The organism is Pseudoxanthomonas putridarboris (assembly GCF_038321125.1).
In the GTDB taxonomy this organism is placed as follows: Bacteria; Pseudomonadota; Gammaproteobacteria; order Xanthomonadales; family Xanthomonadaceae; genus Pseudoxanthomonas_A; species Pseudoxanthomonas_A putridarboris.
Window position 1 is genome coordinate 12,112 of the sequence record NZ_JBBWWT010000007.1, and the last position, 14,317, is coordinate 26,428.

The window sequence follows — 14,317 nt, forward strand, 5'->3', positions numbered from 1 at the left end:
GGCCGGGATTCGTGATTCGGGATTGGGGATTCGCAAGAGCGGCGTCCGTGTCGGCCGGCAACGATGCTGTTACGCTTCCGCTAATCCCGAATCTCCAATCCCCAATCCCGTCCCTGTGAACGACCGCATCATCACCTCCGTCGCCACCCGCGAGGACGACGCCATCGAGGCCAGCATCCGGCCCAAGCGGCTGGACGAGTACCTGGGCCAGAAGCCGGTGCGCGAGCAGCTCGACATTTACATCCGGGCGGCGAAGGGGCGCGGCGAGGCGCTGGACCACGTGCTTATCTTCGGCCCGCCCGGCCTGGGCAAGACCACGCTGAGCCACGTCATCGCCAACGAACTGGGCGTGAACCTGCGCGTGACCTCCGGCCCGGTGATCGAGAAGGCCGGCGACCTTGCCGCGCTGCTGACCAACCTGCAGCCACACGACGTGCTGTTCGTCGACGAGATCCATCGCCTGTCGCCGGTGGTCGAGGAAGTGCTGTACCCGGCCATGGAGGACTTCCAGATCGACATCATGATCGGCGAGGGCCCGGCCGCGCGTTCGATCAAGCTGGACCTGCCGCCGTTCACCCTGATCGGCGCCACCACCCGCGCCGGCCTGCTGACCGCGCCGCTGCGCGACCGCTTCGGCATCGTCCAGCGGCTGGAGTTCTACACGCCCGAGGAACTCACCCGCATCGTGCAGCGTTCGGCCCGCATCCTGGGCATGGACTGCGTGCCGGAAGGCGCGGACGAGATCGCCCGCCGCGCGCGCGGCACGCCGCGCATCGCCAACCGCCTGCTTCGGCGCGTGCGCGACTATGCGCAGGTCAAGGCCGACGGCCACATCGACGTGGCCGTGGCGCGCGCCGCGATGCAGATGCTGAAGGTGGACCCGGAGGGTTTCGACGAGCTGGACCGCCGCATGCTGCGCACCATCGTGGACAGTTTCGATGGCGGTCCGGTCGGCGTGGAATCGCTGGCCGCCGCCCTCTCGGAAGAGCGCGGCACGCTGGAGGACGTCATCGAGCCCTACCTGATCCAGCAGGGCTTCCTGATCCGCACCGCGCGCGGCCGCATGGCGACGCGCAAGGCTTACTTGCACCTGGGGCTGACGCCGAAGGGGCAGGTGCCGGAGCCGGGCGAGCCGGCCGGCGAACTGTTCTGAGGCGGGCCACGGGATCCATGACGGTATGCGCCACAACGTGCCGGAGCACTCACTTTGACGACTGACCCCCCGGTGCCGGGCGCCGGTTCCGCGCCGTTCAGTTGGCCGACACGCGTCTATTGGGAAGATACCGACGCCGGTGGCGTGGTCTACCACGCGCAGTACGTCGCCTTCCTGGAACGCGCGCGCACGGAGTGGTTGCGCGCGCGCGGGCATGCCCAGGAACAGCTGCGCCAGACCCACGACCTGGTGTTCGCCGTCCGTGCGATGCGCCTGGATTTCCTGCGCCCCGCGCGGCTGGACGACCTGCTGCGGGTCACCGCGAGGATCGAGCAGTGCAGGCGGGCCAGCGTGGTCTTCGCGCAGTCCATCGAGCGGGACGGCGAGGTGTTGCTGACCGCCGAAGTGAAGGTCGCCGCGCTCAGCGCGTCCGGGTTCAAACCCGTTCCGCTGCCCGGGGCGTTGTATGAAGAGTTCAGGCGGCTCGAAGTTCCGGGTCGCGCGCAAGCCTAGTCACACCACCCGATACGCAACACGACCAAGAGAATCGAGGAACAACGGATGATCGCATCGCTGCTGGCATTCCAGGACACCGTGGTGGAGGCGTTGCCGCCCGAAACCGCCGCCGCCGCCGCGGAGGCCACCGCCGCCACCGTCCACAGCGGCATCAACTACTTCGACCTGATGTTGAAGGCCAGCCTGCCGGTCAAGCTGATCGTGCTGCTGCTGCTGGCCGGGTCGCTGATCAGCTGGGTGATCATTTTCCGCAAGGCGCGCGTGTTCAAGAACGCCAACCGCGACGCCGACGAGTTCGAGGGCCGGTTCTGGTCCGGCGCCGAGCTCAACAAGCTGTATGCCGGCGCCGCCGACCGCAACCGCGTGGTCACCGGGCTGGAGGCGATCTTCGAGGCCGGCTTCCGCGAGTTCGCCCGCCTGCGCGACAAGCGCAAGCTGGACGGTCGCGCGCAACTGGAAGGCGCGCAGCGCGCCATGCGCGCCACCTTCGCCCGCGAAGTGGACCAGTTGGAGCGCAACCTGGAACTGCTGGCCAACATCGGCTCCACCGCGCCGTACGTGGGCCTGGTGGGCACCGTGTTCGGCATCATGGTGACCATGCACGACATGCTCAACAGCGGCGAGCAGGCCGGCATCGCCTCGGTCGCGCCGGGCATTTCCGAGGCGCTGTTCGCCACCGCCATCGGCCTGTTCGTGGCGATCCCCGCGGTGTGGGCCTACAACCGCTTCACCACCCGCGTCGAGCGGCTGGCGGTGCGCTACGAGACCTTCGCCGAGGAGTTCAGCTCCATCCTGCAGCGCCAGGCCCCGGGCGAGGAATAAGCGGAGTACGCCATGACCGCCACCATTTCGCGCCGCCACAAGCGCAAGCTGAAATCCGAGATCAACGTCGTGCCGTACATCGACGTGATGCTGGTGCTGCTGATCATCTTCATGGTGACCGCGCCGCTGCTGACGCTCAGCGTGGACGTCAAGCTGCCCTCGTCCAACGCCAAGGCGGTGGAGACGCGCAACGAGCCGGTCGTCGTCATCGCCTACCCCGACGGGCGGTTCGGCCTGAAGCTGCCTGAAGCCAAGCAGCCGGAGATCCTGGATGCCGCCGGGCTGGAAGCCAAGGTGGCGGCCATCCGCGAGCAGCAGGGCAGCGAACTGCGGATCATGGTGGCGGCCGAAGGCGATGCGCCGTACCAGAAGGTGCTGGACGCCATGGACGTGCTCCGCCGCGCCAAGGTAGGCAATGTCGGCCTGATGACCAATGCGGGTGGCAATGCACGCTGATGCCATCCAGCGCCATGGGGTCCCGCGGGACGAGGGGCTGGGCAGGGCGGTGGCGTGGGCCGTCGGACTGCACGTCCTGCTGGCCCTGCTGTTGCTGGTCTCGCCGCTGCTGACATGGGACCGCGGCCGACTGAGCGCATCGGGGTCGGAAGCGATGGAGGCGACGCTGGACGTGTCCGCCGCCGACCAGCGCATGGTCGATCAGGCCCTGCGGTTCCGGCCCGAGCCGCTGCCGGAACCGGTGCAGGAGGTCGTCGAGGAAGAGACCGTGCCGCCGCCGCAGCCCGTCCCCGAGCCGGCGCCGCAGGACGCCCCCGTGCAGCGGCAGGCCCAGGCGCAGGAACGCATTCCCGTGCCCGACGAGGTCGACCAGGAGGAAGCGCGGCGCGACGCCATCGCCCAGGAAAAGGCCCGCCAGGAACAGGAAGCCAAGCGCAGGCAGGAACAGATCGACCTGACCGAACGCACCCGCCAGGAACAGGCCGAACAGCAGCGCCGGCTGGCCGCGCAGCAGGAAGAGGCCGACCGCCAGAAGAAGCTCGACGAGATCCGCCGCCAGCGCGCGCAGGCCGCGCGCGAAGCGCAGTTGGCGGAACAGAAGCTGCGCCAGGTACAGGCCGCCCGCGAGCGGCAGGTCGCCAGTGCGGCCGCCGCCAGCCAGGCCGGCGCGCAATCGACGACGCCGGTCGGGCAGGGCGGCACCGATGATGGATTGCAGGCGCGCTACGCCGCGGCGATCCAGGAAGCGGTGCTGCGCCAATGGACGCGCCCGGAATCGGTCCCGGTGGGTACCCGCTGCCGCGTGGTGATCCGGCAGTTGCCCGGCGGCGAAGTCATCAGCGCGGAGGTCCAGCCCGGCTGCGCGATGGATCGGCTGGGCCAGGATTCGGTCGAGCGCGCCGTGCTGAAGGCCCAGCCGCTGCCCTATCGCGGCTTCGAGTCGGTCTTCAGCCGTACGCTGACGCTCAATTTCGAGGCGCGGGACCGTTGAATGAAGGCGCTCGCGCTGCATCGGGTCCTCTGGCTGCTTCCGCTGTGGGCGGGGGCGGCCGTCGCGCAGGAAGCGGATGAGCCCTACGCCCGTTACCAGGCCGTGCTGCGGGAGGCCATCGCCCGCGAGTGGCGGCCGTCCGCCGAGGTGCCGGCCGGCGCGCGCTGCAAGGTGGTGATCCGCCAGCTTCCCGGCGGCGATGTGCTCGAGGCGTGGGCCCATCCGGACTGCGCCTTCGGCGACCGCGACCGTGACTTGCTGGAAGAAGCCGTCCTGCGCGCCCAGCCGTTGCCTTACCGGGGGCACGAACGGGAGTTCAGCCGCTTGCTGGCGCTGACCTTCGAGGCGCCGGGACGGTGACTTCGCCCCTGTTTCGATCGTCTTCGTTCACAATTGTTAAAACGTTCACGCGCAAGCTGGTATCTCTCTCCCGCCCGCCAAACCCGAGTCGCCGCCGCCCATGAAGAGACCGCTGCACTGGTTCGCCCTGTTCGTCCTGTCCCTGTTCCCCGTGCTGGCCTCGGCCCAGCAGCAGGGGCTGGAGATCGACATCATCGGCGGCAACGCCTCGGCGCTGCCCATCACCATCGTGCCCATGCCCTACCAGGGCGCGGCCGGCGCGCCACCCACCGACGTGGCCGGCGTGGTGCGGTCGGACCTGGAGCGTTCCGGCGCCTTCCGCACCTTGCCCGAAGCCAGCCTGATCGAACGCCCCACCCGCGGCAGCGAGATCCAGTACCCCACCTGGCGCCAGCTGCGGCAGGACTACATCGTGGTCGGCCGCGTCGTGGACAGCGGCGACGGCGGTTACCGCGTGGAATACGAACTGTTCGACGTGGCCAAGCAGGAACGCATGCTGGGCCTGGCCATGACCGCGCGGGCCAACGCCATGCGCGACGTGGCCCACCAGATGGCCGATGCCATCTACGAGAAGATCCTCGGCGTGCGCGGTGCGTTCTGGACGCGCATCGCCTACGTGACCGCCGCCGGCACCGGCAAGGACACCCGCTACGCGCTGATGGTGGCCGACTCGGACGGCTTCAATCCGCAGACCGTGGTGCGCTCGGCCGAGCCGTTGCTGTCGCCGTCGTGGAGCCCGGACGGTCGCCGCCTGGCCTACGTCAGCTTCGAGGGCGGCAACTCCGCCATCTACCTGCAGGACATCACCACCGGTGCGCGCGAAAAGGTCGCCAGTTTCCGCGGCATCAACGGGGCCCCGTCGTTTTCGCCGGATGGCCGCCAGTTGGCGCTGACCCTGTCGCGCAGCGGCAACCCGGAGATCTACGTGATGGACCTGGGCAGTCGCCAGCTGCGCCAGTTGACCAACAGTTCCAGCATCGACACCGAGCCCACCTGGAGCGCGGACGGCAGCAGCATCTACTTCACTTCCGACCGCGGTGGACGCCCGCAGATCTATCGCGTGGCCGCCAGCGGCGGCAGCGCCACCCGGGTGACTTTCGAGGGCAACTACAACGCCACCGCCAGCGTGTCCTACGACGGCAAGAAGATCGCGGTGGTGCAGGGCAGCGGCAACAACTACCGCATCGCCCTGATGGATAGCAGCCTGGGCGGCGCCCGCTGGTCGTCGCTGTCGCCGGGTTCTCTGGACGAATCCCCCAGTTTCGCCCCCAACGCCAGCATGGTGCTGTACGCCGCGCGCGAAGGCGGCCGTGGCGTGCTGTACGCCGTGTCGGCCGACGCGCGGGTGCGCCAGCGCCTGGTCGTGGCGAATGCCGACGTGCGCGAACCGGCCTGGTCGCCGTACCGCACTGTCCGTTAATTTTGTGTCTACAATGTTGTCCCCCTGACCCCCCTAACAACGACGAAGGAATGACCATGAACAACACCACCCGTGTTCTGATGCTGTCGCTGATGTCCGTCGCCGTGCTGGCCGGCTGCAAGAAGGCCGTCAAGCCGGAAGCTCCGACCGACACCGGCACCACCGTGCCGACCACTCCGACCGGCCCGACCACCTCCGGCCTGTACGGCCCGGACGACCTGGACCGCGATGCCTGCCTGCGCCAGCGCGTGGTCTACTTCGACCTGGACCAGGACGCCCTGAAGCCGGAGTTCCAGGCCATCATGGGCTGCCACGCCAAGTACCTGCGCGACCGTCCGTCCTCGCGCATCACCCTGGAAGGCCATGCCGACGAACGCGGCAGCCGCGAATACAACCTGGGCCTGGGCGAGCGTCGCGGCAACGCGGTGAACTCCGCGCTGCAGGCCAACGGCGGTTCGGCCAGCCAGCTCAGCGTCGTCAGCTACGGCGAAGAGCGTCCGGTCTGCACCGACTCCAACGAGTCCTGCTGGTCGCAGAACCGTCGCGTCGAGATCGTCTACACGGCCAGGTAAGCCGCCGTCGCCACGATGATGATCGCGAAGAAATACATGCTGGTACTCGCGGCGGCCCTGGTGGCCGCCGCACCCGCCGCCCACGCCCAACGCCAGAGCCTGGCCGACCGCGTGGCCGCGCTGGAAGCCAAGGCCAACAATCCGCAGCAGAACCTGGACCTGTTGAACAGGGCCAACCAACTGGAAGCGGAAGTGCGGGAATTGCGCGCGCAGCTGGAACAGCTGCAGAACGAGAACGAGCAGCTCAAGCAGCGTAACCGCGACCAGTACCTGGACCTGGATAGCCGGCTCAACCGGCTGGAAGGCAGTGCGCCGGTTGGTCCCCCGATCGCCCCGCCTGTGAGCAGCGCACCGGCGCCCAAGCCGGCCACACCTGCCGCCGCCAGCGTACCGGCAGAACGTCCCCCCACCGTCCATGGCGACATGGGCGCGGTGGCTGCCGCCGGCGACGAACGCACCGCCTACAACGTCGCCTTCGACCGTCTGAAGGCCGGCGAGTACGCCGATTCCGCGGAGCTGTTCACCAGCTTCCTGCAGTTGTACCCGAATGGCGTGTATGCCCCCAACGCCCTGTACTGGCTGGGCGAAAGCTACTACGTCACCCAGAATTACGCGCTGGCCGCGGACCAGTTCCGCGCGCTGCTGGCGCAATACCCCACGCACGACAAGGCGCCGGGCTCGCTGCTCAAGCTGGGCCTGTGCGACTACGGCCTGGGCAGGCTGGCCGAAGCCGAGAGCACCCTGGCCGACGTCATCGCCCGGTACCCGGGCACCGATGTCGCCCGTACCGCCGACGACCGCCTGAAAGCCATCCAGTTCGGCCGCCTGCGCTGAACCCCGGATAGTGTGGGAGCGGCCTCCGGCCGCGAGCCTGGCTCTATCTTTTCTTTCCTTGAATCCGGCAAAGGCTCGCGCCGGGGACGGCGCTCCCACATCTCCCACATCTCCCGGGTCGGGCGATCCGGGCCGGGCAGGCCGTCAGGCCTCATAATGCGCACCCCATGAACGCCGTTGCCCCCGCCGCCGCGCTCCCGCAGGAGCGCCTGAAGCTGACCGAGATCTTCCTTTCCCTGCAGGGCGAGGCGAACGCGGTCGGCTGGCCCACGGTGTTCGTGCGCCTGACCGGCTGCCCGCTGCGCTGCCAGTACTGCGATACCGCCTATGCTTTCCATGGCGGCCAGTGGTGGGACATCGACGCGATCCTGGCGGAAGTGGCGCGCCACGGCGTGCGCCACGTCTGCGTGACCGGCGGCGAGCCGCTGTCGCAGAAGCGCTGCCTGTCGTTGCTGAAGAAGCTTTGCGATGCCGGCTACGACGTCTCGCTGGAAACCTCCGGCGCCCTCGATATCGCCGAAGTCGATCCGCGCGTGTCGCGCGTGGTAGATCTGAAGACGCCCGGCTCGAAGGAAATGGCGCGCAACCGGCTGGAGAATCTCCCGCTGCTCACCGCGCGCGATCAGGTGAAGTTCGTGCTGTGCGGCCGCGCCGACTACGAATGGGCGCGCGGCATGTTGGCCGAACACCGCCTGGCCGAGCGCTGCGACGTGTTGTTCTCGCCCAGCAAGACCGAACTGGACCCGCGCGACCTGGCCGACTGGATCGTCGAGGACCGCCTGCCGGTGCGCTTCCAGATGCAGTTGCACAAGCTGCTGTGGAACGACGAACCGGGGCGCTGAGTCCTGCCTGCTGCTTGCGGGGTTGGGGAGAGGGTAACGAAGCCATCTCCCCAAGGTTGCTTGCGATCCCGCGATATGCGCATTGAACGCGTGACGGATACGCGACGTATATTCGTAGTGAACTTGTCGGATTCTTTTTTTTTGCGTTCTTTGCCGCAGAGGCATGTCGACGCTCGCGGCGTTAATTCCTTGCGCACGATTCGAGCCCCTCTCCCATCGGGAGAGGGGTTGGGGAGAGGGGCGAACGGAGTCTCTTTGTCTTGGTGGACCGGAATGGCGAGAACAAGCACGTAGGGTGCGCCCTGGCGCACCATCCCTCTTCGCTCGACCAGACTGCGAGCTACCTTCGGCATGGTCTTCCGCTGCCCAAGCATGGCGCCGCTCGCCGCGGGGGCATTCTTGACCAGCCATTCGGCTGTTGAGAAGCGCTTCTTTGCTCGTGCAAAGAAAGAACCAAAGAAACACGCCCCAGGCGGCGCGCCCTCCGCGCTACGCGCTCCGGGTGCGCAAGCGGGCCGGGAATTTTCGTAAGGCACATCCGTGTGCCATACGAAAACGCCGCCCATCCAGGGCGGCGCCCTACGGGTTTAACCCGGCCCGCTTGCCGCGCCTAAATGGGGGCCCCAAAGGCAACAGCAAAAGCAGAAGCATCTGGGCTCCGGATGTATCCGCGTCGCCTTGGGGCCCCTGAGGTCCGGCAGTCCCGGCAGGTACAACCCGCAGGGCGGCGCACAGGACGTGCGCCGTTTTCGTATGGGCCAGGATGGCCCTTACGAAAATTCCTGCCGGGACTGCGCACCCGCCACGCAGTGGCGGGCGGACCGCCGGGGTGTGCTTTCTTTGCCTACTTTCTTTGCACAAGCAAAGAAAGTAGGGCCTCCGCGGCGAGCGGCACCATGCCGGAAGCGAAGCAGGTCATGCCGAAGGTGGAATGGCGGATGGCGATGGTGCGCCAGGGCGCACCCTACGCATCGGATGGCGGAGGCGAACGGGCTCCGTTCGTCCCTCACCCCAACCCCTCTCCCGATGGGAGAGGGGCTTGGACCGCATGCGTCAGCGGGAAGTGGCATGCCGGGAGCGGCGCCACGCCAGAAGCGAAGCAAGTCATGCCGAAGGTGGAATGGCTTCAGTCTGGACGGATGGCGATGGTGCGCCAGGGCGCACCCTACGCATCGGATGGCGGAGGCGAACGGGCTCCGTTCACCCCTCACTCCAACCCCTCTCCCGGTGGGAGAGGGGCTACAAGCGATACAATTCCGCCATGAAAAAAGCCGTCGTCCTCCTTTCCGGTGGCATGGATTCCGCCGTCGTCGTCGCCATCGCCCGCGAGCAGGGTTTCGCCGTGCATGCGCTCAGCGTGCGCTATGGGCAGCGCCATACCTCCGAACTGGATGCGGCCGCGCGCGTGGCGGCGTCGCAGGGCGCGGTGGCGCACAAGACCGTGCACGTGGACCTGCGCAGTATCGGTGGCTCGGCGCTGACCGACGACATCGAGGTGCCGGAGGCGGGCGGGCCGGGCATTCCGGTCACCTACGTGCCCGCGCGCAATACCATCATGCTGTCCGTCGCGCTGGGCTGGGCCGAAGTGCTGGGCGCCAACGACATCTTCTGCGGCGTCAACGCGGTGGACTACTCGGGCTATCCCGATTGCCGGCCGGAGTTCATCGACGCGTTCGAGAAGCTGGCCAACCTGGCGACCAAGGCCGGCGTCGAAGGCGCGGGGCTGCGCATCCACGCGCCCTTGCTGCAACTCGGCAAGGCCGACATCGTGCGCGAGGGCGTGCGCCTGGGTGTGGATTTCGCGCAGACGGTCTCGTGCTACCGGGCCGACGAGCAGGGCCGCGCCTGCGGCCATTGCGATGCCTGCCGCCTGCGCGCCGCCGGCTTCGCCGATGCCGGCGTCGCCGATCCCACGCACTACGCCTGAGCGTGTTTCACTCCATCCCGAGTGATACGGTAGAATGGCGCCCCCCGGCGCAAGGCCGGGCGCAGCACCGGGCCGTTAGCTCAGTCGGTAGAGCAGAAGACTTTTAATCTTTTGGTCGAAGGTTCGAATCCTTCACGGCCCACCATTTCCCCCTCTCCCGATCGCGCGCGCCATGCGTCCACGCGCCGTGCCCGTAGGAGCGGGCCACGCCCGCGATGCTCTTGTGTGGGGTGGAGGGGAAAGCATCGCGCCCATGGGGCGCTCCTACAGATACCCGGGTCCGTGGCCGCCATCCGTATCCGCCCCGGCCCCGGCCTGTTTGACCCGTACTGTAAACGTTTTCATAATGTCGCCTCGCCAGCACCCGTGTCCTTGGGAGGACCGCTTACATGCCGCATCAGCCAAGGATCGAGGGCCTGATCACCAGGATGACGCTGGAAGAAAAAATCGGCCAACTCGGCGCCTTCGCCGATGCACTGCGTCCGTTCGCCTTCGAGGTGAATCCCGAGACCTTCGCGCGCGATGCCGAGCAGGTGCGCGAGCAGATCCGTGCCGGCCGCGTCGGTGCGCTGTTCAACGGCGTAGGCGCGGCGGAAGGCCGCGAGGCGCAACGCATCGCGGTGGAGGAAAGCCGGCTGGGCATCCCGCTGCTGCTGGGCGCCGACGTGATCCACGGCATGCGCACGGTGTTCCCGATCCCGCTGGGCGAGGCTGCCAGCTTCGAGCCCGACCTGGCCGAGCGCACCGCGCGCGCCACCGCCAAGGAAGCCACCGCCGCGGGCATCCACTGGACGTTCGCGCCGATGGTGGACGTCGCGCGCGACCAGCGCTGGGGCCGGGTGGCGGAAACATCCGGCGAGGACGTGCACCTGTCCTGCGAATTCGCCGCGGCGCGCGTGCGCGGCTTCCAGGGCGGGGACCTGACCGCGGCTGATTCGCTGCTCGCCACGCCCAAGCACTTCGCCGCCTACGGCGCGGTGTCGGCGGGACTGGACTACAACTTCGTCGACCTGGCCCCGCAGACGCTGCGCGACGTGCACCTGCCGCCGTTCAAGGCGGCGATCGACGCCGGCGCGCTGACGCTGATGAGCTCGTTCAACGACATCAACGGCGTGCCGGCGTCGGCCAATCGCGAGCTGCTGACCGATCTGCTGCGCGGCGAGTGGAAGTTCGAAGGCTTCGTGGTCTCGGACTACACCTCCGACCTGGAACTGATCGCGCACGGCTATGCCAGCGACGAGGCCGACGCGGCGAAGAAAGCGCTGACCGCCGGCCTGGACATGAGCCTGCAGAGCGGCATCTACGCCGGGCACGTCGCCGCACTGGTGGAGCGGGGCGAGATCCCGATGGCGGTGGTGGACGAAGCCGTGCGCCGGGTGCTGGCGGTGAAGGCGGCCATCGGCCTGTTCGACGATCCCTATCGCTCGCTGGACGCGGCGCGCGAAGCCGACCCGTCGCACATCGCCGCGCACGACGCGCTGGCGCGCGACTGCGCGCGTCGCTCCATCGTGCTGCTGAAGAACGAGGACGACGTGCTGCCGCTGAAGAAGTCCGGCCAGCGCATCGCGCTGATCGGCCCGTTCGGCAGCGATACGGCCCACCTGGGCGGTTGCTGGAACATCTTCGGCGACGCCGCCCGCATGATCGACGTGGAGACCGGCCTGCGTTCCGCGCTGGACGATGCCGCCTCGCTGGTGGTGGTGCCGGGCTGCGCCATCGAGGAGCCCGTGGAAGGTGGCCTGGAGGCCGCCGTCGCCGCCGCGCGCGAAGCGGACGTGGTGGTGCTGGCGCTGGGCGAGCCGCACGATTATTCCGGCGAGGCGCAGTCGCGCACGCAGATCGTGCTGCCGGCCGCGCAACAGGCGCTGGCCGAGGCCGTGGCCACCACCGGCACACCGGTCGTGGTGCTGCTGCGCAATGGCCGCGCGCTGGCGCTGGAAGGCGCGGTACGCGATGCGCAGGCGATCCTGGTGACATGGTTCCTGGGCACTCAGACCGGTCCGGCGGTGGCCGATGTGCTGTTCGGCGATTACAACCCGTCCGCGCGCCTGCCGGTGAGCTTCCCGCAGGACTCCGGCCAGCAGCCGTATTTCTACAACCATCCGGCGACCGGCCGCCCCAACGTGCCCGGCACGCCGCGCTCCTTCCAGGCACGCTGGCGCGAGGTCGCGCATGCGGCGCTGTATCCGTTCGGCCACGGGCTGAGCTACACGCGTTTCGACTACGGCGCGCCGCAGCTCGGCACGGACAAGCTGGGCTGGAACGGAACGCTGACCGTGCGCACGCGCATCACCAATGCCGGGCCGCGCGATGGCGAGGACGTCGCGCAGCTCTACCTGCGCGACCGCACCGCCAACCGCGTGCGCCCGGTGCGCGAGCTGAAGCGCTTCGCCAAGGTGGCGCTGGCCGTGGGCGAATCGCGCGAGGTCGAGTTCGCGCTGACGCGTGCGGACTTCGAGTTCCACGGCGTCGACAACCGGCCCGTGGCCGAGCCGGGCCTGTTCGACCTGTGGGTGGCGCCCTCTTCCGCCGTCGGCGACGCGGTGACGTTCGAACTGCTGGCGTCCTGAGCGGGCCGCACGGCGGGCGATACCCTTGAACGAATCCACTCCGCGCATCGCGGCGGTCGCGGATGGCGATGCGCCGGGCTTCCGCGAACAGGTCTCCACGCGCATCGCGTTCTTCGTCGCCGGGCTGACCGTATCGGCCTGGGCGCCGCTGATCCCGCACGCCAAGCGCCGGCTGGGCCTGGACGACGCGCAGTTGGGCCTGATGCTGCTGTGCCTGGGCATCGGCTCGGTGCTGGTGATGCCGTTGGCCGGTGGGCTGGCGGCGCGTTTCGGCTGCCGCCGCGTACTGGCGGCGACCGGCGCCATCGTCTGCGCGGTGCTGCCGTTCCTGGTGCTGGCCGGCACCTCGCCCGGTCTGGCGATCACGCTGCTGGTGATCGGCGCGGGCATCGGCATCTTCGACGTGGTGATGAACATCCAGGCGGTCATCGTGGAACGCGCCAGTCGCCGCGCGATGATGTCGGGCTTCCATGGTATGTACAGCGTCGGCGGCATCGCCGGCGCGGGTGGCGTATCGGGGCTGATCGCGCTGGGCGCCACGCCGTTGTCGGCGGTGCTGGCGATGGCCGCGACGGCCGCGGTCCTGCTGGCAGGGTCGCTGCGTGCGTTGCTGCCCTATGGCGGCGAAGCCGACCACCCCGCGTTCGCGCTGCCGCGCGGGCGCGTCCTGCTGATCGGTGCGGTGTGTTTTTCGATGTTCCTGGCCGAGGGCGCGGTGCTGGACTGGAGCGCGGTGTTCCTGGCCACCGTGCGTCATCTGGACCTGGCCACGGCCGGCTTCGGCTATGTCGCCTTCGCCATCACCATGACGCTAGGAAGGCTGACCGGCGACCGCATCGTGCAGGCGCTGGGCCGGCTGCGCGTGGTGATGTTCGGCGCCTTGCTGGCCGCGGCCGGCTTCGCGCTGGCGGTGCTGGTGCCGTCGTGGCTGGCCGCGATGGCGGGCTTCGCGCTGGTGGGCGCGGGCGCGGCCAACGTGGTGCCGGTGATGTTCTCCGCGGCCGGTCGCCAGCACAGCATGCCCACCCACCTGGCGGTGGCCGCGGTCACCACGATGGGCTATGCCGGCGTGCTGCTGGGGCCGGCGGCCCTGGGCTTCATCGCACATGCCTCGTCGCTGTCCATCGCGCTGGGATTGCTGGCGTTGCTGCTGGCCGGCGTGGCGATGCTGGCCCGGCGCGCGGTCGCCGATTGAAAAAGCATCGCGCCCGAGGGCGCTCCTGCAGCCGAGCCTGACCTTTGTAGGAGCGGGCCATGCCCGCGATGCTTTTTTGCGAGGGACTGGAAGAGCATCGCGCCCGTGGGGCGCTCCTACGGGCGGTAGGGGCCTTGCGGTGGCATCGGTCCGTACGGCCGGCCGTATCCACCCGGGCCGTCGTAACGGTCCACATGGATGTTGAAATTGAACGTGCGCGTGTCGCCGTCGTCGTCCGTGTAGGACTTGCACAGGTTGAGGTTGGCGGCGTTGTAGGTGCTGCTGCCGTAGCCCTTGCTGTAGCCGATCCCGGTGGTGACGCTGCCGGTGATGCCGTCGCCGTCGCGGTCGTCGTGCATCAATACGCACGGGTCCCGTGTTTCCCTGGCCGCATCGGCCGCCCTCGCCGCGGTGCGCCCGCTCTTGTCGCCGTAGAAGGTGCCCGGCGGGTCCGCGGTGTATGCGGCGTCCCGCGGCAGGCTCAGGTCCAGCGCTTCGGCCGACGACTGCGCCCACGCGGACATGGCGGGAAGGGCGGCGAGCAGCACGGCGAGCGGCAGGGTCTTCATGGGGATTCCCAAGGGAAGTGGCCAGTCCGGGACCGGCTGTCCAGCCAAACTAGCAAGCCGGGTTTGAACGCGGGCTGATGCGGGCCGGGT

The 14,317-nt window shown here is 68.7% G+C and carries 14 protein-coding genes and 1 tRNA gene; 14 read left to right on the forward strand and 1 reads right to left on the reverse strand.

Going from position 1 to position 14,317, the window contains the following annotated elements:
* Positions 1 to 115 precede the first annotated feature (115 nt).
* The 14 genes from ruvB to AAD027_RS14375 all read left to right on the forward strand — a co-directional run bounded on the left by ruvB (position 116) and on the right by AAD027_RS14375 (position 13,658).
* Complete coding sequence (ruvB, locus tag AAD027_RS14310) at positions 116 to 1,153, forward strand: Holliday junction branch migration DNA helicase RuvB (RefSeq protein ID WP_341726705.1); 1,038 nt, start codon at positions 116 to 118, stop codon at positions 1,151 to 1,153.
* A gap of 54 nt (positions 1,154 to 1,207) precedes the next feature.
* Positions 1,208 to 1,666, forward strand: coding sequence for a tol-pal system-associated acyl-CoA thioesterase (gene ybgC, locus AAD027_RS14315; RefSeq protein WP_341726706.1), 459 nt, complete (start codon positions 1,208 to 1,210; stop codon positions 1,664 to 1,666).
* 48 nt (positions 1,667 to 1,714) lie between these two features.
* Positions 1,715 to 2,491: a protein TolQ gene (gene tolQ / locus AAD027_RS14320; RefSeq protein WP_341726707.1), complete on the forward strand. Its 777-nt coding sequence runs from the start codon at positions 1,715 to 1,717 to the stop codon at positions 2,489 to 2,491.
* Between the two features lie 12 nt (positions 2,492 to 2,503).
* On the forward strand, positions 2,504 to 2,947 hold the full coding sequence (locus AAD027_RS14325; RefSeq protein WP_341726708.1) for an ExbD/TolR family protein: 444 nt from the start codon (positions 2,504 to 2,506) through the stop codon (positions 2,945 to 2,947).
* Complete coding sequence (gene tolA, locus AAD027_RS14330) at positions 2,937 to 3,938, forward strand: cell envelope integrity protein TolA (RefSeq protein ID WP_341726709.1); 1,002 nt, start codon at positions 2,937 to 2,939, stop codon at positions 3,936 to 3,938. The genes AAD027_RS14325 and tolA overlap by 11 nt, the downstream gene beginning before the upstream one ends.
* Positions 3,939 to 4,298 (forward strand): hypothetical protein, encoded by a 360-nt coding sequence (locus AAD027_RS14335; protein ID WP_341726710.1) that lies wholly within the window; start codon positions 3,939 to 3,941, stop codon positions 4,296 to 4,298.
* Positions 4,299 to 4,398: 100 nt separating this feature from the next.
* The gene (gene tolB, locus AAD027_RS14340; RefSeq protein WP_341726711.1) at positions 4,399 to 5,718 is read left to right on the forward strand and encodes a Tol-Pal system beta propeller repeat protein TolB; all 1,320 of its coding nucleotides are present in this window, start codon (positions 4,399 to 4,401) and stop codon (positions 5,716 to 5,718) included.
* 56 nt (positions 5,719 to 5,774) lie between these two features.
* A complete protein-coding gene (gene pal / locus AAD027_RS14345; RefSeq protein WP_341726712.1) occupies positions 5,775 to 6,290 on the forward strand; it encodes a peptidoglycan-associated lipoprotein Pal in 516 nt (171 codons plus the stop codon).
* Between the two features lie 15 nt (positions 6,291 to 6,305).
* A complete protein-coding gene (ybgF, locus tag AAD027_RS14350) occupies positions 6,306 to 7,124 on the forward strand; it encodes a tol-pal system protein YbgF (RefSeq protein WP_341726713.1) in 819 nt (272 codons plus the stop codon).
* Between the two features lie 167 nt (positions 7,125 to 7,291).
* On the forward strand, positions 7,292 to 7,966 hold the full coding sequence (gene queE, locus AAD027_RS14355) for a 7-carboxy-7-deazaguanine synthase QueE (protein ID WP_341726714.1): 675 nt from the start codon (positions 7,292 to 7,294) through the stop codon (positions 7,964 to 7,966).
* Between the two features lie 1,261 nt (positions 7,967 to 9,227).
* Complete coding sequence (queC, locus tag AAD027_RS14360; RefSeq protein ID WP_341726715.1) at positions 9,228 to 9,893, forward strand: 7-cyano-7-deazaguanine synthase QueC; 666 nt, start codon at positions 9,228 to 9,230, stop codon at positions 9,891 to 9,893.
* Between the two features lie 69 nt (positions 9,894 to 9,962).
* Positions 9,963 to 10,038 (forward strand) — tRNA-Lys (locus AAD027_RS14365).
* A gap of 244 nt (positions 10,039 to 10,282) precedes the next feature.
* Positions 10,283 to 12,463, forward strand: a complete 2,181-nt coding sequence (gene bglX, locus AAD027_RS14370; protein WP_341726716.1) for a beta-glucosidase BglX — start codon at positions 10,283 to 10,285, stop codon at positions 12,461 to 12,463.
* Positions 12,464 to 12,488: 25 nt separating this feature from the next.
* Positions 12,489 to 13,658: an MFS transporter gene (locus AAD027_RS14375; protein ID WP_341726717.1), complete on the forward strand. Its 1,170-nt coding sequence runs from the start codon at positions 12,489 to 12,491 to the stop codon at positions 13,656 to 13,658.
* Positions 13,659 to 13,774: 116 nt separating this feature from the next.
* Here AAD027_RS14375 and AAD027_RS14380 read toward each other — a convergent pair whose 3' ends face one another.
* Positions 13,775 to 14,227: a hypothetical protein gene (locus AAD027_RS14380; RefSeq protein WP_341726718.1), complete on the reverse strand. Its 453-nt coding sequence runs from the start codon at positions 14,225 to 14,227 to the stop codon at positions 13,775 to 13,777.
* Positions 14,228 to 14,317: the final 90 nt, after the last annotated feature.